Genomic DNA, 20,256 nt, shown 5'->3' with positions numbered 1-20,256 from the left:
CTCCACGAAGCTTCTCCACCTCACCAAGATCCACAGACCGCAGCATGCACCGCCACGACCACAAGATCAAATCAACCTAACGAAGTACTACTAGGGGTTGATGAACAGATGATTTGGCCGGCGGTGGTTCGGTCGACTGTCAAGACCGGCCACGATCGTGAGGTTTTCGCCGTCTACCCGTACCGGTCAGCCTGTCCCCAGGACGTGTGGGGGCAGCTGATCGCGGGGGCCTCGGCGGACGTCTTCCTTGCCGGATACACGAACTACTTCGTGTGGTTGGAGCAGCCGGCGATCCTGCAGACACTTCGCCGCAAGGCTGCTGAGGGCTGTCGCATCCGGTTTCTCATGGGCGACCCCTCGTCGGAGACGACCGTCCAGCGGGAGCGCGTCGAGGACGTTGCGCTGACCGTGTCCACGCGGATCCGGATCACCCTGGAGCATCTCGCCAAGCTGGCGGACGTGACAGGGGTGGAGGCACGGTTCAGCGCTCCCGAGGACGGTCCCAACCATGTCGGTCTCAGCGTCTTCCGCTTTGATCACGACGCACTGGTGACCCCGCACCTGGCACGCGTCGTCGGCCACGACTCACCTATGATGCATCTCCGACGCCAACACGACGACGGCCTTTTCGATCGGTTCGCCGCACACGCTGAGGAACTCTGGGAGCGCGGCGTCCCGACGTTCTAGCCGCTCAGGTCGGGTGGCAGCACGCGCTGACCTCCGGCCCGGGGCACGGCGTCCCGAACTGCCCCTCCTCCGACGAAGCGGCCCGCCCCGGGAATCGGATCCCGGGGCGGGCCGTCGGTCCTCGGCGCGTCGGCACCGCCGTGCGGGGCGCCGAGGACCGGCACGGTGTCAGGCGACGGGCGGGAACGCCTCGGCGTCGGGCTTGAGCAGCTGACCGGGCGCGGGCGCCTTCTGGTTCACCAGGTAGTCGGTGACCAGCACGTTGAGCGCCTTGCTGCGGCCGACCGCGCAGTGCTCGACCACGTCGACGGAGACCAGCACGGCGTTGCCGAGCTGCCGCTGCATCCGCTGCGAGAACTGGTAGTTGGTCGCCGGGTCGTAGAGGTTGCCGATCACCATGACCGGGGTGGCGGTCCGGCGGTTCCACGGGCCTGTGAAGCGCTCGGCGTCACGTGCCGGGGCCGGCCAGCTGGAGCAGGTGGGGCCGTCGAAGGCCTGGTAGCGGCCGAAGGTCGGGGACTCCTTCTCCCAGGCCCGGGCGAGACCGACGAACACCCGCGGGTTGGACGGGTACGGCTTGTCCTGGCAGTTGACGCCGTAGTACGAGTCGTCCGACGAGTACGGGGTCTCCGGCAGGGCCTCGCGCAGCGCGTTCGGGGCGGTCACCGCGAGCACGTTGGCCGCCTCGGAGCCGGCCGGGGCGGCGGCTGCCGCCAGGCCGTTCACGGCGGGCGCCCGGAGCACGTCGTCCAGCGCCTGGATCGACTGGGCGAGCGGCGCCTGGAGGCGCTGCGCGTAGAGCGAGCTCGCCACCTGGCTGGTGAAGCTGGAGAGGGTCACCTGGGAGCCGTTCGGCAGCGTGACCGGGCTGGTGCGCAGGTGGTCGCGGATCGCGTCGAACCTGGCCCGGGTGTCGCCCGCACCGAAGGCGCAGCGCGGCGCGCCCGCGGCCTCGCAGCGCTTGAGGAACTGGTCCAGGGCGAGTTCGAAGCCGGCGGCACGCTGCTTGTCGTACTCGACGCCGTCGCGCATGCGCAGGTTGGGGTCGACGTTGCCGTCGACGATCACCGCGCGCACCTTGTTCGGGTACATGCCCGCGTAGGTGGCGCCGATCAGGGTGCCGTAGGAGAAACCGGCGAAGGTCAGCTTGGCGTCGCCGACGGCCCGGCGCATCCGGTCGAGGTCCCGGACGACGTTGATGGTGGACATGTGCTCGATCAGCGGGCCCGCGTTGCGGGAGCAGGCGTCGCTGTAGTCCTCGGTGGCGTCGATGGTCTCGTTTATCTCGGCCCTGGTGACGGGTACGCCGACCATCCGGTCGTTGACGGCGGCGGCCTCCTCGTCGGTGGTGAAGCACTTGAGCGGGTTGCTGCGCGCGACCCCGCGCGGGTCGAACCCGACCAGGTCGAAGCGGTCCTGCACGTCCTTGCCGAACCGGGTCGTGGTCGCCCACAGGTAGCCGCTGCCGCCCGGGCCGCCGGGGTTGAGGAACAGCGAGCCGATCCGCTTGGCCGGGTCGCCCGCCCGGCGGCGCATCATGGCGATGCCGACGGTCTCGCCGTCGGGGTGGTCGTAGTCGATCGGCACCGGGTAGACGGCGCAGTCGTAGATCTTGGGATCCGGCTGCGTCGGGTCGGGGTTGCAGGGCTTCCAGTCGACCGATGCCACCTTGGCCTCGGCATTCGGGCCGGGATCCGGCGCGGCCACGGCTGCGGCGGCGCTGCCTGCGACGAGGGCGAGGGCACTGGCGACCGCCAGGGCCGCGCTGGTGAGACGGGACACGAAACCTCCTCAGGTTCTACAAACCCGCACAGCCTGTCAGCCCTCGGTCAAGAGGGGAAGACCACGAACGGCAGAAGATTCTTCCGGTTGTCCGTCGACACGGCGTCAATCTCCTCTTGGATCGCCCGATTGACGGGACATCACGCGGTGTTGCCCTCACGCGGTGTCGCCCTCACACCGCGCCGTGGCCGGTCCTGCCGCTCTGCACCGCCGCGCCGGCCGGGTACACCCTCGTCGGCTACCGGCCGGCGAACGACGTCCGGGCGCCGCTGCTCGCCTTCCACACCTTGGTCGTGCTGCGACCGCCCGGCAGGGCGGCGGCCGGAGCGGCGATCGTCGCGGCCGCCCGGACGGCCGGCGCGGTCACCGCCGTGTCGCTCCGGTTCTCCCTGGCGCAGACCGCGATCCGTCTGGGCGTGGTCCGGACGTTCGGCGAGCGGACCGGTCAACTCGCCTTACGGGAAAGACAGTTGTCCGAGCTGACCGGCAGGTTGCGGGAGGAGCGGGCGGCCCGCGCCTGGCACGCCGTCACCGAGGAACGGGTCCGGACCGCCCGCGAGCTGCACGACGTGGTGGCGCACCACCTGTCGGCGATCTCCGTCCAGGCCGGGCTCGCCGAGTAGGTCGTCGACTCCGACCCGGCGACCGCGCGGGCCTCGCTCACCACCATCGGCAGCACAGGCCGGGAGACCCTGGAGAAGATGCGGGGCCTGTTGCACGTCCTGCGGATCGCCCCCGACCCGAGCGACGGCCGGGGACCGCCGAGCCTCCGCCGGAGGTGTCGCCCGCGCCGCCCCCGCCGGGCGCGCCGGGCGCCCCGCCCACCCTGGGCGCACCCGACGTACCGCGCGAGCCGTACGGCCCCGCGCCCGGACCGGCCCGGCTGCCCGAACTCGTCGAGCGCACCCGGGCGATGGGCCTCGCGGTGGAGCTGAATGCGGTCGGCACACCGCACCCGCTCGCGCCCGCCGTCAACCCATCGGTCCAGGAAGCGGGTTCACGCCTCACCGACCGGCGGCGGCCGGAGCAGGCACCGGGCCGGCCGGTACCGGGCCCGTCCGCCACGGGCGGTCCCGCTCCGCCCGGCGCACGGCCGGGCCCATCGCGCAGCCGGCCGCCAGGAAGATCCCGCCGAGCAGCAGCCAGCCCGGCGCGCCCCCGTCCAGCAGCAGCGTCGTCAGCAGCAGCGGACCGGCCGTCCGCGCCACCGCGACGCCCGTCCCGAAGAAGCCCTGGTACTGGCCGAGCCGGTCGGCCGGCGCCAGGTCGAAGCCGATCTGCCAGGACCCGGCCGACTGCTTCATCTCGCCGAGCACCAGGAGTGCCGTCGCCGCCACCAGCAGCACCGCCGTCGCCCCGACCGGAACGCCGGCCGCCGTCACCGCGAACACCGCGCAGGACGCGAGCAGGATCGCCCCCGACCGGCGGACGGCACGGACGGCCGACCGGAGACCGGTCACGGCCCGCGCCGTGCGGACCTGGAAGAGCGTCACGCCCACGGTGTCGAGCACGAAGAGCACCGGCCCGAGCCAGCCGAGCCGTGGCTCCCGCTCCGCGATCCAGAGCGGGAGCACCAGGCTCAGCAGCGGCATCCGCAGCAGCAGCACGGTGTTGACCAGCGTCACCACGGCGTACCGGCGGTCGGCCAGCACCGCGAGCCCGGGCCCGTCGCGGCCCGCCCGGCCGGCCTCCGGCACGGCCTGCGGAACGGCCTCCGGCACGACCTCCGGCAGGCGGCGCAGCACCAGTCCCGCCACCAGGAAGCCCAGTGCGGTGAGCGCGAACGCGGCAAGGAAGGCCGTCCTGGTGCCGACGGTCAGCGCGACGCCGCCGAGTGCGGCACCGACCGCCAACCCGGCGTTGAGCGTCGACTGGAGCCGGGCGAGCACCCCGGTCCGCTCCTCCCCGGGGACGAGCCCGCCGATCAGTGCCTGACGGGCGGCGGCGAGTCCCGACTGCGCCGTCGCGTAGAGGCAGGCCGCGCCGAGGAACGGCAGGAAGGAGCGGACGACCAGGAAGGAGGCGACGACGGCCGCGGTGGCGAAGGCGAGCGTCACCGCGACGCCGCGCGGCCCGCGCCGGTCGGCGAGGTGGCCGAGCGGAACGCCGGCCAGCGACCCGATCCCCCAGGCCACCGCGAGGCCGAGGCCGAGCCGGGTCGGCGAGAGGCCGACGATCCGGGTGAAGTACAGCGCCGAGCTCGTGTAGTACGCGCCGTCGCCGATCGCACTGACCAGCTGGGCTGCGGCGAGGATCCGTCGGGGTCCGACGGCCGGAAGGGGGCGAGGTTTCACGATGCTCCTGGAAGGCGGTCCCGGTCGTTCGACCTCAGGCTAGGGCGCCGGCGGACCACCCGGCAGCGCCAATGACCGTGCGGTTCCCTGGGCCACTTGGCGACCGGCGGACCTGGGAGCTGTGCCTCCGCCGACGCCCCGACCACCCGCGCCGGACCCCCTGCGCCGACCCCCGTGCCCGACCGCCGGCGCGTGTCGGACGGTGCGCGGGGACCGGCGCCGACCGCACCCGCGCCCGCCCCGGGAACGCACGTGCGCCCCCGCCCGAGCATCACCCGGACGGCGGTACCGGGCACACTCCGGCCGTGCCGCGTACCGTCCGTGCCCGCCCCATCCGAGCTCCGGTCAGTTGTCCGATCCGGACTAAAGTGCCCGTGTTGACCGGCCAGTAAGGCGCTCCTATGCTCATCCGCGTTCGCGAACGTGGACACGACCAATCCTGTCCGCGCACACGAACACCGTTCACGCTCGCGTCCGCGAAACCGTTCCCGTTCGCGTACCCGAAGACCGTCCGGCACCGGGGCCGGGGCCCACGAAGGCCCGCCCCGCCGGAGCCGTCACCGGCTCGAAGGGCTCCCGCCATCAGCACCTCCACCGCACCCCCGGACGGCATCGCCGAGCAGCCTCCCTCGTCCACCGGACGCCGCCGCTTCCTGACCTACCTGCTCGCCGCACCCACCCTCACCGTCGCCGCCCGGGCCGGTCTGGACGCCGCCGCACCGACCGCCGCCCGGGCCGCGGTCCGTGCCGCCGCGCAGGTCGCGGCCCCCGTCACCGGACCCGCTGCCGGACCCGCCGCCGCACCCGCCACCGCCCCCTCGCAGTTGCTCGGCCTGCCCGGCGTCCCGGACATCCTCGACCTCGGCGACGCGCTGCTCGTCGCGGGCCTGCCCACCGCCCACCTCCTGGTCCTGGAGATCACCGCCGCCGGCCGCGCCGTGCTGCACCTCCCCAGGCTGGAGGTCGGCCAGGGCCTCACCACGACGGTCGCGATGCTGGTCGCGGACGAGCTCGACGCCCGGCTCGGCGACGTCGACATCCCGCTCTCCGACGGCCGCCCCGACCTGCTGTTCGGTCAGCTCACCGGTGCCTCCAACTCGGTCCGCACCCTGTACGACCCGGTCCGCGCCGTGGCCGCCGCCGCCCGCGCGCGGTTGGTCACCGCCGCCGCCCGCCGCTGGTCTCTGCCGGCCGGCACGCTGCGCACCGCCGACTCCGCCGTCCTCGCCCCCGACGGCCGACGCGCCGGCTACGGCGAACTCGCCGCCGCAGCCGCGCTCATCGCCGCCCCCGCGGTGCCCCCCACCCCCAAACCCGCCGAACAGCGACGCCTGGTGGGCCGCCCCACCCGCCGGATCGACGCCCGCGACATCGTCACCGGCCGCGCCCGGTACGCCGGCGACCTCGCCGTCCCCGGCGCGGTACCCACCGTGGTCGCCCGCCCCACCACCATCAACGGCACGCTCGCGAGCCTGGACGCCTCCGCCGCCCGCACCATGCCCGGCGTGCTGGGCGTGGTGACGATCCCCAGCGGCGTCGCCGTGCTCGCCGAAACCTTCGACCAGGCCCTCAAGGCCCGCGACGCGCTCCGGACCTCCTGGCACCCCGGGCCCGTCGCCGCGCTCTCCGACAGCGACATCCGGGCCGCCCTCCGCGCCGCCCACGCACCGTTCCTCGTCCCGCCCCTGCTCACCCAGTACGTGGACGGCGAGTTCGACTTCGCCTTCGTCAACCACGCGCCGATGGAGGTGCTCACGGCGGTCGCCGACGTCCGCCCGCACCGCGCGGAGATCTGGTTCGCCTCGCAGACCCCGATCGTGGCCCAGCAGACCATCGCCGCCGAACTCGGCCTTCCGCAGGACGCGGTGACCGTGCACGTGGTGCGCGGCGGCGGCTCCTTCGGCCGGCGGCTCTTCTTCGACGCCGCGCTGGAGGCCGCCCTGATCTCCCGGGCCGCCGGCCGCCCGGTCAAGCTGATGTGGACCCGCAACGACGACATGCGGCACGGCCGGATGCGCCCCGCCAGCCACCACCGGATCCGCGCCACCTACGGCCTCGGACAGGTGCTCAGCTACGAACACCGGGCCGCCACCGTCACGACCGACTTCGGCCACGGACTCGGCGAGGCCCTCACCGCCGCCGGCTTCCAGCTCTCGGCCGCCGGAATCTCGCTCGCCCAGGCGTTCTTCCTGCTGAGCGAGAAGAACCCGTACAACGTGGGCATCCCGGCTCAGTTGCTCGCCGAGGTCCCGCTCAAGATGCACACCGGCAGCTGGCGGTCCGTCTACTCGGGCACCGTCCGGGTCGCCGACGAGATCATGACGGACGAGCTGGCCCGCCGCTTCGGTCAGGACCCGGTCGCCTTCCGCCGGGCCATGCTGCGCGACGCCCGCGGCCGGGCCGTCCTCGACAAGGCCGCCCTGGCGGGCCGCTGGGGCCGTCCCATGCCGGCCGGCCACGCCCAGGGCATCGGCTACCACGACGAGAACGGCGGCCGCGCCGCCTACCTGGTCGAGCTCGACGCCACCGACCCTCGGCAGCCACGCGTCACCAAGGCCGTGATCGCCGCCGACGTCGGCACGGTGATCAACCCCACCGGCCTGGAGGCGCAGCTGACCGGCGCGCTGGTGGACGGCATCTCGGTGATCCTCCGGGCGGGCAACCACATCGACCACGGCGCCGTCCGCGAGGGCAGCTTCGGCGACTTCCGCTACGCCCGCCAGCGCCACACCCCGCCGGTGGTGGAGATCCACCTCCTGCCGCCGAGCGGACCGCCCGGCGGCGCGGGCGAGCTGGGTGTGCCGGCCGCGTCGGCCGCGGTCGCCAACGCCTACGCCCGGGCGACCGGGACCAGCCCGCGGTCCTTCCCCGTCAACTTCTGAGCCGCGCCCTCCCGCCCCGCGCACCTCCTCGCCCGAACCCGGCCCACGAACCCCGGCCCACGAACTCCGGCCCACGAACCCGAAGGACACCCCGTCCCCCATGCCCAGCCACACCTTCGTCCTCAACGGGCAGCCGGTCACCGTCGAGGCCCCGGACGACATGCCCATGCTCTGGGTCCTGCGCGACAAGCTCGGTGTCACCGGTCCCAAGTACGGCTGCGGCGTCGGTGTCTGCCGGGCCTGCACCAGCCACCTGGACGGCGACGAGTTCCAGCCCTGCACGGTGGCGGTGAAGGACTGCGCCGGCCGGCGTGTCACCACCATCGAGGGGCTCGCCGACGGCGACACCCTGCACCCCGTCCAGGAAGCCTGGCTGGAGTGCGACGTCGCCCAGTGCGGCTTCTGCCAGCCCGGGCAGATCATGACCGCCGTCGCCCTGCTCCGCCGCACGCCGGCTCCCACCGACGCCGACGTCGACCAGATCCAGAACATCTGCCGCTGCGGCACCTATCCCCGCATCCGGGAGGCCATCAAGCGCGCGGCGGCCCGGACCGCGTCCGGCACCTGAACCGGCCCGGGCCGGGGGCTCCGGCCGCGCGCCGTTCCCGCAGGAGACACCCCTAGCCATCGATGGTCTAGTCCACCTAGGGTGAGCTGCCGTCAGGATCACCGAACCGAAGGGTGGGATGACGATGCTCCGGCGCCGTTCCCTGCTGACCGTCGCGGGCCTGGGCGGCGCCGCGCTCGCCCTGCCCACCGCCGTGGCGCAGGCCGCACCGGCCGCCGCACCCGCTCCTGCGGCCCGGCCCGGTACACCCCGGCCGATCGACCTGCCCGAGCCGACCGTCCGGCGCACGGTCGGGACGGTGTCGCTGCACCTCGTGGACCAGGACCGGCAGGACCCCTTCGTGCCGGGACCGCGCGAGCTGATGGTGCAGCTCTGGTACCCGGCGCTCGGGAACGGCGGCGCGCCGCGCGCCGCGTACACCACGACCCGGGTGGGCGCGGCCTTCGAGGAGTCGCTGCCGGTGGATCCCGGCACCATCGCGGCCCTGCGCCCGACCGCCCGCACCGGGGCGCCCGCCGTACCGGACCGGCTCCCGCTGCTGCTGCTCGGCCACGGCCGCCAGGGCGGGCGGAGCAACTGCACGGCGCTGGCCGAGGAGTTGGCGGCCCACGGCTACCTGGTCGCGGCGATCGACCACACCTACGACGCGGCCGCCGTGGAGTTCCCGGACGGACGGCTGGTGCGCAGCGTCCTGGAGGCGGATCCGGCCGACTGGGACGCCGCCGAGCGCAAGGAGGTCTCCGCCCGGGTCGGCGACCTGCGGTTCGTGGCGACCGAGCTGACCACCGGGCGGACCGCCCGACGGGCCGGGCTGCCGCGCGCCGACCGGCGCCGGATCGGCGCTTTCGGCCACTCCATGGGCGGTTCGGCCGCCGCCGAGGCGGTCCGTCAGGACAGCCGGTTCGTGACAGGGCTCAACCTCGACGGCGGCTTCTTCGGCTCACCGGTCGCCGAGGAGGGCCTGGACCGGCCGTTCCTGTTGCTCACGTCGCTGGCCGACCACGACACCTGGCAGCGCTGGCGCCAGCACCAGCGCGGCTGGGGGCGCCAGTTGCAGTTGCGCGGTGCCGGGCACCTGAGCTTCACCGACCTGCCGCACGCCGCCGGCCCGGGCCACCTCGCGGATCACCTGCCGGCGGACGTCTACAGCGACCTGCTCGGCACCGTCGCACCGGAGCGGGCCACGGCGGTGACCCGCGCGTACGTCCGGGCGCACTTCGACCGCTTCCTGCGCGGTCGGCCGTCCCCGTTGCTGGAGGCGCCCTCGCGGCGCCATCCGGAGATCGCGTTCGTCTGGAGCCGGGGCTGACCGGACCGGGAGGGGCGCGGGACCGGCCCGGGACGCGTCCGCACAGGACGCGTCCGTCCCGGACGGCCCGCCGGCACCGGCACCCCGCGCGTCAGCCGGCGGACTCCGGGTCGCGCCCGAAGAACGCGACGAGCCGGTCGTACACCGGCGCATCCTCGTCGACCTTCACCTCCGCGCCGAACGAGCGGCCCTCCTCCTCACTCCCCCGGTACTCCGGCCGCAGCGCGCCGCGCCCCCAGGCCAGGGACGCCCGGGCGACCTCGTGGTCGAGGCCGTCCGTGGACTGACCGGTGGCCTTGGCCAAGTCCCAAGCGTGGACGGCGAATTCGGCGATCTGCTGGTCCACGGGGAAGCGGGCGGGCAACTCGCCCGCGCCGGGCACCTGGATGACCCCGTCGAGATCCCCGGCCTGTCGCCAGGCGGCCACCAGCCGCTCCGCGCCGGCCTCGAAGCGGTGCAGCCAGTCCTCATCGACCCGCTCGAAGGACGCCGACCAGTCCGGTGTGCCGCCCTCGGCCCGGACGGTGAACTGCTCCAGGTCGAACAGGAGATGACTGATCAGCTGTCCGACGTCCCAGGACCGGCAGGCGGTCGGGTGACCGGCCTGCTCGGCGCCGGCGCCGTCGATCAGGCCGGCGGTCTGGGCGAGCGCACGGGCGAGCAGCTCGATCGGGTCTTCCGCTCCGGTCATGACGCACCTCTCGGATCACTCGGGACCCGCACCCGGGCGTGCGCCCGCGTGCTGGTCCCCGCATACGTGGTCGGACCGGGCGATCGTAAACGGGACCACTGACAACCGGCCCGGAGCAACACCCCGGGCCGGTCGCCCGGGTGCCGTTGCGTCAGACGGCGAAGCCGCCGTCGACGGCTATCTCGGCACCCGTGACGTAGCGGCCCTCCTCCCCGGCCAGGTGGGCCACCGTCGCGGCGACGTCGGCGGCCCGGCCGAAGGAGCCGAGCGCGGTGAACCCCGCCTGGAAGGCGGCCGACGGCCCGTCCGCCGGGTTCATGTCGGTGTCGATCGGGCCCGGGTGGACCACGTTGGCGGTGATCCCGCGCGGGCCGAGCTCACGGGCCAGCGCCTTGGTGAGTCCGATCACCGCGGCCTTGCTGGTCGCGTACAGGCTGCCGCCGGGGAAGGCGGTGCGCTTGGCGATGCAGCTGCCGATGGTCACGATCCGACCGCCCTCGGTCAGGTGGGCAGCGGCGGCCTGGGCGAACAGGAACGGCGCGCGGACGTTGACCTCCAGCACCCGGTCCACGTCGTCCAGACCGATCTCACCGATCGGCCCGAGCACGCCCACCCCGGCGTTGTTCACCAGGATGTCCAGCCGCCCGAACCGCTCGGCGACCGCCGCGACCACGGCCCGCACCTCCTGCGGGTCCGCACTGTCCGCCCGGACCGCCCACCCGCGGCGCCCCATCGCGGTGATCTTCGCCGCCACCGCCTCGGCCCGCTCCGCGCTGCCGAGGTAGGTCAGTGCGACGTCCGCGCCGTCCTCGGCCAGCCGGAGCGCCACCGCCTCCCCGATGCCCCGGCTGCCACCGGTCACCAGGGCCACCTTGCCGTCGAGCTTCGCCAGCACAGTCGTCGTCATATCGTCGGAACTCCTTGCCTCGTTCGTGGACATGACTCGATCCTCGGGCCTCGCCGTCCGGGACTCCGGCGGTATTCGGACGTCGCGTTCAACGTTCAACAATCAGCACACGACCCCCCGCCTCCACGACCGGCCGGCCCGGCCCGACCGGCGGACACGCCGAACGGCCGCCCCCGGGCAGGGGACGGCCGTTCGGAGGTTCCGGAAGCCACGTCTCGCGGGCGTCCGCGCCCGGACCGCCGGGCCCGGGGGGCCTGCCCGGGGGCGGTCCGGGCGACGGGCCCGGATTGCGGCAGCGGAGCGCCGAGCACGACCCGGGGGCCGCGGCGCCACCGGTGCACCGTTCGTCAGGGCGCGATCCTCCCGGAGCGCCGGCCTTCAGCGGCGGCCTTCAACACGCGGGCCTCCGGGGCACGGACCCCCGGGGCACGGACACCGGGCGCACGGGCTCCCGGCGCACGGGTCGTCAGGGCTGCACCGCTCGCCCCGGCTCAGACCGTCAGGGTCTGGCCCGGGAAGATCAGGTTCGGGTTGCCGCCGATCGCCCGGGCGTTCTTGGCGTGCAGGCTCGTGGCGTCGGTGCCGAACTTGGCCGCGATCCCGCTCAGCGTGTCACCGCTCCTGACGGTGTAGCTGCCGCCGCCGGTGTTCTTCTCGGACGCGGCAGGCCTGGCCGGCTTCGCGGCCTCCTGGGCCGGCGCCTTCCGGGACTGCGGCTTCTGGTCCTGCGCCTGCTGCGGCTTGGCGGCGGGCTTCGCGGCGGGCTTGGCCGCCTGCTCCTTCGCCGGCTGCTGCGCCTTGGGCGCCGGAGCGGCGGTGTCGACGGCGGCCGGGGCACCGCCCCTGGCGAGGCCCGCCTTGGCCGAGCAGACCGGCCAGGCGCCCGGGCCCTGCGAGGAGAGGACCTTCTCGGCGACGGCGATCTGCTGCGCCCTGGTCGCCTGGTTGGCCTGGGCCGCGTACGCGGTGCCGCCGAACGCCTTCCAGGTCGAGGGGGTGAACTGCAGTCCGCCGTAGAAGCCGTTGCCGGTGCTGATGCTCCAGTTTCCGCCGCTCTCGCACTTGGCGACGGAGTCCCAGGCGGAGGCGGGTGCGGCGGAGGCCGAGGTGGCCGTGACGAGGCCGGCCACCGGCAGGGCCGCGACGGCGGCTCCGGCCACGACAGCCATCCGGACACGGTTGCGCTTGGTGGCGCCGGTACCCGAAGTGGTGCTGTCGGCAGCGGTGGCAGCGGCGGTCTCGTGACGGGGATCCATGGAAGTCCTCTCGACAAGCCCCGGGCAGGCATGCGGAACCAGGCCCCTGCCGGGGCCGGTTGTCGCTCCCTCACTCGATGGGCGGTCGCACACGTGTCCGACGTGGCGCGCCGCCCCGGCCACCCCCGCTCGCCGACGGCCTCTTCGAGCCGGCCGGTTCGGCGGACACGGCCCTCGCGCCGGTGGTCAGTCGGCGGGCCGTGCGTCGGGGGTGAACCCGGGTGGTGCTCGTTGCACCGCCAATGAAGCTACGGGCGCTACCGGGCCGCTTCAAGCAGTTCTTGGACGTCGCAGGTCAGTTGACTGTTACCGGCGGTATTGATCATGAAAGCGTCCCCGATTCGACCGGATTCGACCGCATATTCAGGCCCAAACGATCGATTTCCGTGCCCTCGCTCACACCGAACGGGCTGTGAGGGTTCCCACATCGTCCACAGGGAGCCACCGCCGCCCGACGCTCCGTCACCGCCGCGATCGGAGTTCCCGGTTCCGCGAGCCGTCGACGTGGCGTTCACCACGCCCACTACCCAGCGTCACCAAAAAGCCACTCAGATCACCGCACGCGATCAGTCCGTACCAGGACGACATGCGCCGTCAGAACCCGTGCGGCGGACGGCCGAAGGCGTTCTGACCGACCTTCGGGGGCGGCCGGCGCCCCGTCAGGAACCCGCTACCGCGCGCCGTCCAGGCCCGCGTCCCGGGCCAGCAGCGCCGCCTGCACGCGGTTCTCGCACCCCAGCTTGGCGAGGATCCTGCTGACGTACGTCTTCACCGTCGCCTCGCTCATGTGGATCCGGGCGCCCGCGTCCGCGTTGGACAGCCCCTCCCCCAACAGCGCCAGCACCTCCAGCTCACGCCCGGTCAGCACCTCCAGCCGCCGCCGGGCGTCCGCCCCGCGCGCGGCGGCCGGGCCGGACCGCCCGGCGGCCAGCGAGTCCACGATGTGGCGGGTGGCGGCGGGCGAGAGGAAGGCGTGTCCGGTGGCGGCCGCACGGACCGCCTGGATCAGCTCGGCCGGCGCGGTGTCCTTCAGCAGGAAGCCGGCACCGCCGTCGCTCACGGCGCGCAGCACGTTGTCACGCTCCCCGAAGGTGGTGAGGATCAGCGCCCGCGCGCCGGGGGCGCTCCTCGGCAGCTCGGCGAGCGCCGTCAGTCCGTCCATCACCGGCATCTGGATGTCCAGCAGGACGACGTCCACCCGGTGCGCGCGGGCGAGTTCCAGGGCCTGCCGGCCGTCGGAGGCCTCGGCCACCACGTCGATGTCGTCGGCCGAGGACAGGATCATCCTGATTCCGGCCCGGATGAGCGGCTCGTCGTCGGCGACGAGGACTCGGATCACTGCTGGTCATCCCCTTGGGCTGGTCCTGACGGCGTGGCACAGGATCCCCCCGGTGCTGCCGGGGACCATCCTCACACCTCCGCGCACCGACGCGGGACCGGCCGGCGCGGGACCGGCCGGACCTCCCGGCCCGGCGGGTTCCGCACGACGGCTCCGCACGACGGCTCCGCGTGGAGGCTCCGCGTGGCGGGCGGTGTCAAGGCGACACGTTGTAGTGCTTCTTCTCCACCAGCACACCGTCCTTGAAGCAGAACCGGACGACGTTGTCGCCCTCCCAGCCCTCGCCATCGGTGTCGGAGAGGAAGTAACGGCAGGAGGAGTCGGCCGGCGGGGTGGGTCCGCCCCGCTCCAGGTCCTTGGTGAAGAAGCTGTTGCCCGGCGGGAGCATCCGCCTCACGTCCGCCTCCGCCGTGCCCACCTCCACCGAGTCGTACAGCGGCCGCCGCACGGTCGAGTCGTCGGTGGCCCGGATGAAGGCGACGACGCCCCACACCACCAGCCCGAGCACGGCGAGCAGCACCACGGCCCCGCCGATCGCGCAGCCGATCGCCGGGCTCCGCCGCCGAGGCGGTGCGGCCTCGACCGGCGGAACGCCGTCCAGCGCCCAGTCCGGCACCTCCCCGGGAGCACCCGTGCCTCCGCCGACGGGACCGCCGGCGACGCCCCCGGCCCCTTCCGCCCCCTCGTACGGCAGCACGGCGGCCAGCCGGAACCCGGCCTCCGGCGTCGGCCCGGCGTGCACCATGCCGCCGACCAGCCGGGCCCGCTCGCGCAGTCCGGTCAGCCCCTGCCCGCCGCTGACGACCGCGGTGGCGCGCCCGGCGCGCACGCCCACGGGCTCGGGCGCTCCCGGATTCACCACCTCCACCACCAGCGCGTCCGGCTCGTACCGGAGCGCGATGTTGATCGGCGCGCCCGGCGCGTGCTTGTGCGCGTTGGTGAGCGCCTCCTGAACGATCCGGTAGGCCGCGTGCCCGGCGGACGCGGCGAGCGGGCGCCGCTCGCCGTCCCGGACGAAGGCGACCACCGTGCCGGCCGCCCGCGAGGACTCGACCAGCTGCTCGATCCCGTCCACCCCACCGGCGCCGCCGACGCCCGGCCCGGCGCCCGCTCCCGCCGCCGCACCCGCGACGGCCGGCGCGGCGGTCGACTCGTCGTGCAGCACGCCGACCACCTCCCGCAGCTCCCGCATCGCGGCGACCGCGGCCAGCCGGAGCACGCCCACCGCCTCGCGCTGCCGGTCGCTGAGGGTCCGGTCGACCTCCAGGGCCCCGGAGTGGACGGAGATCAGGGCGAGCTGGTGGCCCAGGCTGTCGTGCATGTCCTGGGCTATCCGGTGCCGCTCGCGCAGCCTCGCCTGGTGGGCGACCATCGCCCGCTCGCGCAGCAGCTGCTCGTTGCGCTCGCTCAGCGCGTCCATCAGCGCCCGGCGCTGCGCCCGGTACCGGCCCCAGAGCGCGGGCAGCACGGCGAGCAGCAGGAACCCGCCCAGCGAGAGGCCGACCACCAGCTTGACCGGCGCCTGGTCCATGTCCTTCACCACGCTGGACGCGGTGATGAGGACGAAACCCACCGTGAAGGAGCCGGCCAGGACACCGACCCTGGTCACCCGGGCACCGGCCGACCAGCCTGCGCAGACCAGCAGCGGCAGCGGCCCCCCGCACCAGCCGCTGGCCACCGCGGTCGCCACCAGGACGGTCGCGGGCAGGCCCCGGCGCAGCAGGAAGAGGACGGCGACGAGGGGAGCGACCGGGACGGCCAGGCCGCTCCTGCTGAGCACCTCGATCATCAGGGCGAGCCCGCCGAGCAGGATCGCGCCGATCCCCTCGCGCAGCACCAGCCCGAGCCGCCACGGACCGGGCAGCGCGGTTCGTACCGCCTTCGACCAGGCTCTTGCTATGACGTCCACCCAGTGAGGCTAACGAACCGGACGGCGTGACCGCCGCCACCCTTCGTCGCCGGCCGGTCCGACGAAAGTCGCGCACCCGGCGGACGCTCGGCGGGGCCCCCGCCTCACCGGTAGGCGGTGAGCAGCAGCGCCACGTCGTCGACCCGGTGCGTCGAACCCACCTCGTGCAGCAGCCGCTCCGCCAGCCGGTCCAGGACCTCGACGCCGTCGTCGGCCGACCCCGCCGCCGCGCCGTGGCCCGCGACCGCGGCACGCAGCCGTTCCACGCCCTCGTCGATCGCCGCGGCCGGGTCCTCCACCAGCCCGTCCGTGTACAGCACGAGCAGTGAGCCGGGGGCCAGCCGCAGCTCACTGACCGGGTACTCGGCCCGGTGGTCGACGCCGAGCAGCGGCCCGCCCGCCACGTACAGCGCCTCCGTACGCCCGTCCGGGTGGCGCAGCACCGGCGGGAGGTGTCCCGCCCGGGCCACCAGCGCGTGGCCGTCGCCCGGTGTGAGCCGGATCAGGCAGCAGCTGGCGAGCAGCCCGGGGTCGAGGTCGAGCAGCAGCTGGTTGGTCCGGGCGAGCACCTCGTCCGGCGGGTGGCCGACGGTGGCGAAGGCCCGGACGGCGCTGCGCAGCTGGCCCATGGTGGCGGCCGCGCCGACGCTGTGGCCCTCGACGTCGCCGATGACGAGGGTGAGGTCACGCCCGGTGACGATGGCGTCGTACCAGTCGCCGCCGATCTCCATGCCCTGGGTGCCGGGCAGGTAGCGGGCGGCGATCCGGACCTCGTCCAGGCGCGGCAGCCGGTGCGGGAGCAGCGCCTGCTGGAGGCCGCGGGCCAGGGCGAACTCGGCGTCGTAGAGGCGGGCGCGTTCCAGGGCCTGGGCGATGAAGCCGCCGAGGGCCGTGAGCAGGCCGCGTTCCTCCAGCGTGAACGAGCGGGCCCGGTCGAAGCCGAGGATGCAGCTGCCGACCGGGTGGCCGGAGGCGATCAGCGGCAGGAAGGCCCAGGCGCCCATCTCGTCCAGTTCGATGCCGGGGTAGGCGGCGGCGAGCTGGCCGACCGACTCGAAGAAGATCGGGGTGCCGGTGCTGAGCGTCTCGGCGCCGGGCACCCGGGCGCCGATCGGGGTGCCCTCGAAGTGGTCGAGGAAGCCGTCCGGGTAGCCGCTCTGCGAGACGAGGTGCAGGCGCCGGTCCCGGACGGCGTAGATGGCGAGCTCCTGGCCGCCGAGGGCCGGCAGGATCTCGTCGGCGACCGCCCGGCAGACCTCGCGGACGGTGACGGCCTCGCTGAGCGCGCTGGCCAGCTGCAGCAGGTGGTACATGACGCCGAGGCCGGTCCAGGTGCCGGGCGCGGGCTCGGCGGGCGGTTCGGCCGCGCCGGGCGGGGGCACCGCGGCGACCACCCGGCCGGTGACGCCGTGCGCGTCCGGGTAGAGCGAGAAGGCGAGCCAGTGGTCCGGCGGACGCCGGGCGAGGAAGGCGGTGGGCTGCTGCGAGAGCAGCGAGGCCCGGTAGCGGTTCTCGTACACCGGGTCGGACAGCCAGGGCAGCACGTGCCAGGGGTGGTGGCCGAGCAGGTCCTCGCGGCGGGTCTGGAGCAGCAGCTCGACGCTGTGGTTGGCGAAGGTGATCCGGCCGTCCGGGTCGAGCGAGAAGACGCCGTCGCGCAGCCGTTCCACGGCGGCGGCGGCGGCCGTCCCGGTGCGGGTGTCGAGGACGGCGCCGACAAGGCGGCTGCGGCCGTCCGCACCGCTGCCGGGCACCCGGGCCCACAGCTCGACGGGGTACGGGTGCCCGTCCCGGTCCAGGACGCGCAGGCGGGCGGCGAGCACGTGGCCCCGGTCGAGGGCGCCGCGCACGGCGGTCCGGAACTCCGGCAGGTCGCCCGCGGCGATCCGGCCGGCCAGGGTTTCGGCGCGGCCGTCGAAGTCGCCGGGAGCGAGGCCGAAGATCTCGCAGAACTGGTCGTCGGCGGACACCTCGCCGGTGACCACGTTCCAGTCGAACAGTCCGACCCGGGTGGTGGGCGCGGACGGCGGGGTCAGTTCCACCACGGTGGTGTCGCCGTTGGGCTCGACCGCGCCGCCGGCCGCCTCCAGGCCGGCCAGGCCGTTGGCGAGGCGGTTGGCGACCGTCCGCAGGTGGCGCCGCGCGCCCTCCGGCACCCCGTCGTCGGAGGCCGGCCAGAGCACGCTGAGCACCCCGTACGTGTCGTCGCCGGTGCGGATCGGGACGCAGGCCGAGGCGAAGTCGTAGGGCATGCCGACGGCCAGCTGGGGGAAGCGCCGCATCATGTCCTCGGTGTCGGACAGCGTGACCGTCCGCCCGGTGCGGTAGGAGACCGCTGCCGGCAGCGGCCCGGCGGCGGCGACCCGCCGGAACGGGCTGATGATCGACAGCGGCACGCCGGCGATGGCGCAGAGCACCAGCGAGCGCCGGTCGCGCGAGCGGAGGTGGACGGTCGCGCCGTACGCGTCGGTGGTGCCCAGCACCCTCCGGACGGCGGCCGCCAGCAGGGCGTCGCGTTCCTGGGCCGCGCCGTCCGCCCCGCCCGGCCCGGTCGCCACCGGCCCGGCGGGTCCGGCCGGATCCGCCCGGACGGGGGCAGCGTGCTCCCGGGGGCGGTGCGGGTCGGATCGCGCGTCCCGGGCACCACCGCCGCTCGGTCGCGGACCGGGCGGGTCCGCCGGCACACCCTGGCGCATCTTCTCTTGCTACGCCGGGCCCCAGGGGCTGTCAAGGCGAACCCACCGGACGCACCGGTCACACGGCCCCCGGGGTGCCCGTGCACCCCGTCCGCGTCACCATCGTCACCATGACCCGCAGCACCTCCGGCCCGACGCCCCCGACCACCGTCGTCAACCTCAAGGGCCACCGCGACGACCCCGCCTACGCCGACGTCGTCTACGTCGGCCGGGCGATGCACCGAGGCGGCTGGCACCTGGCCGCGTCGCCGCTGCACTGCCCGTGGCGGCCGGGGCCGGACCTGCCCAGGGAGCAGATGCTCGCCGACTACCGCGCCTACCTGCTCGCCCGTCCCGCCCTGCTCGCCCTCGTCCCCGGCCTTCGCGGCCACCGCCTGGGCTGCTGGTGCGCGCCGCTCCCCTGCCACGCCCAGGTCATCGCCGACCTCGCCGACCACGGCGTCCCCGCCTGAGCGGGCCGGCGGCGCCGCACGCGGGGCCGGCCGTGCGGTTTGGATATCCTCCGTGGACAGTGCAGCGCAGTGCTGCCCCGGGGGGAACGAGTACCGAGCCATGCCGTCCGTACCGTCCGAACGTTCCGAGAGTGCCGGGCGCGAGCCCGGCGAGGCGTCCTGGCAGTGGGACGGTGAGGGCGGCGGCACCGACGGCGGGCGGGCGGACGTGCTCAGTGGCGGGGGCGGCGGGGAGCGCGGACCGGGGCCGAGCCGGCGGCGGCTGCTGCTGGGTGCCGGGGTGCTGGCCGCGGGCGCCGCGGTCTGGGGGGTGTCGCGGTCGTCGGGCGGGCCGGAACCGGCGCCGCCGAAGCCGCTGCCGCTGCCGACCCGGGTCAACGGGCCGGAGCCGCTCTGGACGTACCGGGGACCCGCGCCCATGACGCCGCTGCGGCTCGACGGCCGGCCGAACGCTCCGGTCCACCTCTCCGGGGACGCCCTGCGGGTGCTCGACCGGGACACCGGCGCCGTGACCCGCACGATGGAGTTCCCGGTGTCCAAGGGCGCGCCGGCCGACAGCCCGGTGATCGTCGGCGCCGGTCGCGTCTTCACCACCTCGCCCGGCCACATCGACGCCCGCACGCTGATCGGCCCGTTCGCCGACTGGAGCATGCCGTTGCCCGAGGAGCTGGGCGACCGGGTCATCCTGCTCGGCTGCGACGGAAGCCTGCTCTACGGCCGGGCCGAGAGCCGCCCGCTCGGCCCGGGCGGCAGGCTGTTCGCGGTGAACGCCACCACGCACACCGTGGTCTGGTCCCGCCCGGCCGCCGAACGCGGCGAAGGCCTGGTCGCCGTCCTCGACTGGTCCGGTCGCCTCCTGGCCCGGGACTCGGACCCGACCGCCGGGGTCTCCCTGCTGGACGGCGCCACCGGCCGCCGGCTCTGGGGGGCGGCGGGCAGCGCGGCGTGGTCCGCGATCGACCTGGAGAACCTGTACCTCCCCGACGGGGCGGCCGGTGTGCGGGCCCTGCGCCACGCCGACGGCGTCCCGCGCTGGTCGATCGCCCCCGGCCAGGGCGAGGAGTGGCGCGCCCTGCCTCCGGTGAGCGACGGCACCCAGGTCTACGTCCTGCGGGACAACGGGCTGGTCACCGCCCATGCCGTGGCCACGGGCGAGCAGCTCTGGCGGCACGAGCTGCCGTTCCGCCTCGACCGCCGCACCCGCCCCGTGCTGGCCGGCGCCGAGCTGATCGTCCCCGGCCCGGCCGCCGACGGCCTCCACCACCTGGAGACCGTGTCCGGCCGGGAGTCCCGGAGCTTCAGCGACTCCGGCCCCGGCGTCGACGTCTGGTCGGTCTTCACGGACGGCGCGAACCTCTACGGCGGCCACGACAGCGTCCTGTACGCCATGGGCCCGCTGCCCGTCCCGTGACTGTTCGCCGAGGACGAACGACGGCCGGCCCGGCGCCCGCCCGCCCCCACGGCAGGATGACCTCGTGGACGAC

15 protein-coding genes are annotated in these 20,256 nt (G+C 74.7%); 7 read left to right on the top strand and 8 right to left on the bottom strand.

Annotated elements, in window-relative coordinates; all coding sequences use genetic code 11:
• Positions 1–687: XRE family transcriptional regulator (locus ABZY91_RS20560; protein WP_355404208.1), on the top strand; the 687-nt coding region annotated here is incomplete at its 5' end.
• 168 nt (positions 688–855) lie between these two features.
• Here the strand turns inward: ABZY91_RS20560 and ABZY91_RS20555 are convergent.
• On the bottom strand, positions 856–2,469 hold the full coding sequence (locus ABZY91_RS20555; protein ID WP_355404206.1) for an alpha/beta hydrolase: 1,614 nt from the start codon (positions 2,467–2,469) through the stop codon (positions 856–858).
• Positions 2,470–2,585: 116 nt separating this feature from the next.
• Here ABZY91_RS20555 and ABZY91_RS20550 point away from each other — a divergent pair, with 116 nt between their 5' ends.
• Positions 2,586–3,092, top strand: coding sequence for a histidine kinase (locus tag ABZY91_RS20550; protein ID WP_355404204.1), 507 nt, complete (start codon positions 2,586–2,588; stop codon positions 3,090–3,092).
• A gap of 381 nt (positions 3,093–3,473) precedes the next feature.
• On the opposite strand, the gene ABZY91_RS20545 is transcribed toward ABZY91_RS20550, so the two are convergent.
• On the bottom strand, positions 3,474–4,763 hold the full coding sequence (locus ABZY91_RS20545; protein WP_355404202.1) for an MFS transporter: 1,290 nt from the start codon (positions 4,761–4,763) through the stop codon (positions 3,474–3,476).
• Between the two features lie 401 nt (positions 4,764–5,164).
• Here ABZY91_RS20545 and ABZY91_RS20540 point away from each other — a divergent pair, with 401 nt between their 5' ends.
• From ABZY91_RS20540 to ABZY91_RS20530, 3 genes are all read left to right on the top strand, one after another.
• Positions 5,165–7,645, top strand: coding sequence for a molybdopterin cofactor-binding domain-containing protein (locus tag ABZY91_RS20540; protein WP_355404200.1), 2,481 nt, complete (start codon positions 5,165–5,167; stop codon positions 7,643–7,645).
• Between the two features lie 100 nt (positions 7,646–7,745).
• Positions 7,746–8,213: a (2Fe-2S)-binding protein gene (locus tag ABZY91_RS20535; RefSeq protein WP_329951132.1), complete on the top strand. Its 468-nt coding sequence runs from the start codon at positions 7,746–7,748 to the stop codon at positions 8,211–8,213.
• 118 nt (positions 8,214–8,331) lie between these two features.
• Positions 8,332–9,522: an alpha/beta hydrolase gene (locus tag ABZY91_RS20530; protein WP_355404198.1), complete on the top strand. Its 1,191-nt coding sequence runs from the start codon at positions 8,332–8,334 to the stop codon at positions 9,520–9,522.
• A gap of 91 nt (positions 9,523–9,613) precedes the next feature.
• On the opposite strand, the gene ABZY91_RS20525 is transcribed toward ABZY91_RS20530, so the two are convergent.
• From ABZY91_RS20525 to ABZY91_RS20500, 6 genes are all read right to left on the bottom strand, one after another.
• Entirely contained in the window at positions 9,614–10,213 is a 600-nt protein-coding gene (locus ABZY91_RS20525; RefSeq protein WP_355404196.1) for a TIGR03086 family metal-binding protein, read from the bottom strand.
• A 151-nt stretch (positions 10,214–10,364) separates the two neighbouring features.
• Positions 10,365–11,120, bottom strand: a complete 756-nt coding sequence (locus ABZY91_RS20520; protein WP_329951135.1) for an SDR family oxidoreductase — start codon at positions 11,118–11,120, stop codon at positions 10,365–10,367.
• 491 nt (positions 11,121–11,611) lie between these two features.
• Positions 11,612–12,376: a transglycosylase family protein gene (locus ABZY91_RS20515; RefSeq protein WP_355404194.1), complete on the bottom strand. Its 765-nt coding sequence runs from the start codon at positions 12,374–12,376 to the stop codon at positions 11,612–11,614.
• Positions 12,377–13,046: 670 nt separating this feature from the next.
• On the bottom strand, positions 13,047–13,715 hold the full coding sequence (locus ABZY91_RS20510; RefSeq protein WP_329881779.1) for a response regulator transcription factor: 669 nt from the start codon (positions 13,713–13,715) through the stop codon (positions 13,047–13,049).
• Positions 13,716–13,911: 196 nt separating this feature from the next.
• The gene (locus ABZY91_RS20505) at positions 13,912–15,624 is read right to left on the bottom strand and encodes a histidine kinase (protein WP_355404192.1); all 1,713 of its coding nucleotides are present in this window, start codon (positions 15,622–15,624) and stop codon (positions 13,912–13,914) included.
• Between the two features lie 104 nt (positions 15,625–15,728).
• Complete coding sequence (locus ABZY91_RS20500) at positions 15,729–18,182, bottom strand: SpoIIE family protein phosphatase (RefSeq protein WP_355404190.1); 2,454 nt, start codon at positions 18,180–18,182, stop codon at positions 15,729–15,731.
• 248 nt (positions 18,183–18,430) lie between these two features.
• On the opposite strand from ABZY91_RS20500, the gene ABZY91_RS20495 reads away from it, so the two are divergent.
• Together ABZY91_RS20495 and ABZY91_RS20490 are read left to right on the top strand one after the other, a co-directional pair.
• Complete coding sequence (locus ABZY91_RS20495) at positions 18,431–18,772, top strand: DUF4326 domain-containing protein (protein WP_355404188.1); 342 nt, start codon at positions 18,431–18,433, stop codon at positions 18,770–18,772.
• Positions 18,773–18,872: 100 nt separating this feature from the next.
• Positions 18,873–20,183 (top strand): PQQ-binding-like beta-propeller repeat protein, encoded by a 1,311-nt coding sequence (locus ABZY91_RS20490; RefSeq protein ID WP_355404186.1) that lies wholly within the window; start codon positions 18,873–18,875, stop codon positions 20,181–20,183.
• Positions 20,184–20,256: the final 73 nt, after the last annotated feature.

This window comes from Kitasatospora sp. NPDC002965, assembly GCF_040611255.1.
GTDB lineage: Bacteria > Actinomycetota > Actinomycetes > Streptomycetales > Streptomycetaceae > Kitasatospora.
This window is presented reverse-complemented; position numbering and strand designations above follow the sequence as displayed.

Excerpts from the sequence above, each read along its gene's own strand:
- ABZY91_RS20520 (WP_329951135.1), bottom strand. The coding sequence starts at position 11,120 with ATGACGACGACTGTGCTGGCGAAGCTCGACGGCAAGGTGGCCCTGGTG.
- ABZY91_RS20525 (WP_355404196.1), bottom strand. The coding sequence starts at position 10,213 with ATGACCGGAGCGGAAGACCCGATCGAGCTGCTCGCCCGTGCGCTCGCC.
- ABZY91_RS20515 (WP_355404194.1), bottom strand. The coding sequence starts at position 12,376 with ATGGATCCCCGTCACGAGACCGCCGCTGCCACCGCTGCCGACAGCACC.
- ABZY91_RS20540 (WP_355404200.1), top strand. The coding sequence starts at position 5,165 with ATGCTCATCCGCGTTCGCGAACGTGGACACGACCAATCCTGTCCGCGC.
- ABZY91_RS20495 (WP_355404188.1), top strand. The coding sequence starts at position 18,431 with ATGACCCGCAGCACCTCCGGCCCGACGCCCCCGACCACCGTCGTCAAC.
- ABZY91_RS20490 (WP_355404186.1), top strand. The coding sequence starts at position 18,873 with ATGCCGTCCGTACCGTCCGAACGTTCCGAGAGTGCCGGGCGCGAGCCC.
- ABZY91_RS20535 (WP_329951132.1), top strand. The coding sequence starts at position 7,746 with ATGCCCAGCCACACCTTCGTCCTCAACGGGCAGCCGGTCACCGTCGAG.
- ABZY91_RS20530 (WP_355404198.1), top strand. The coding sequence starts at position 8,332 with ATGACGATGCTCCGGCGCCGTTCCCTGCTGACCGTCGCGGGCCTGGGC.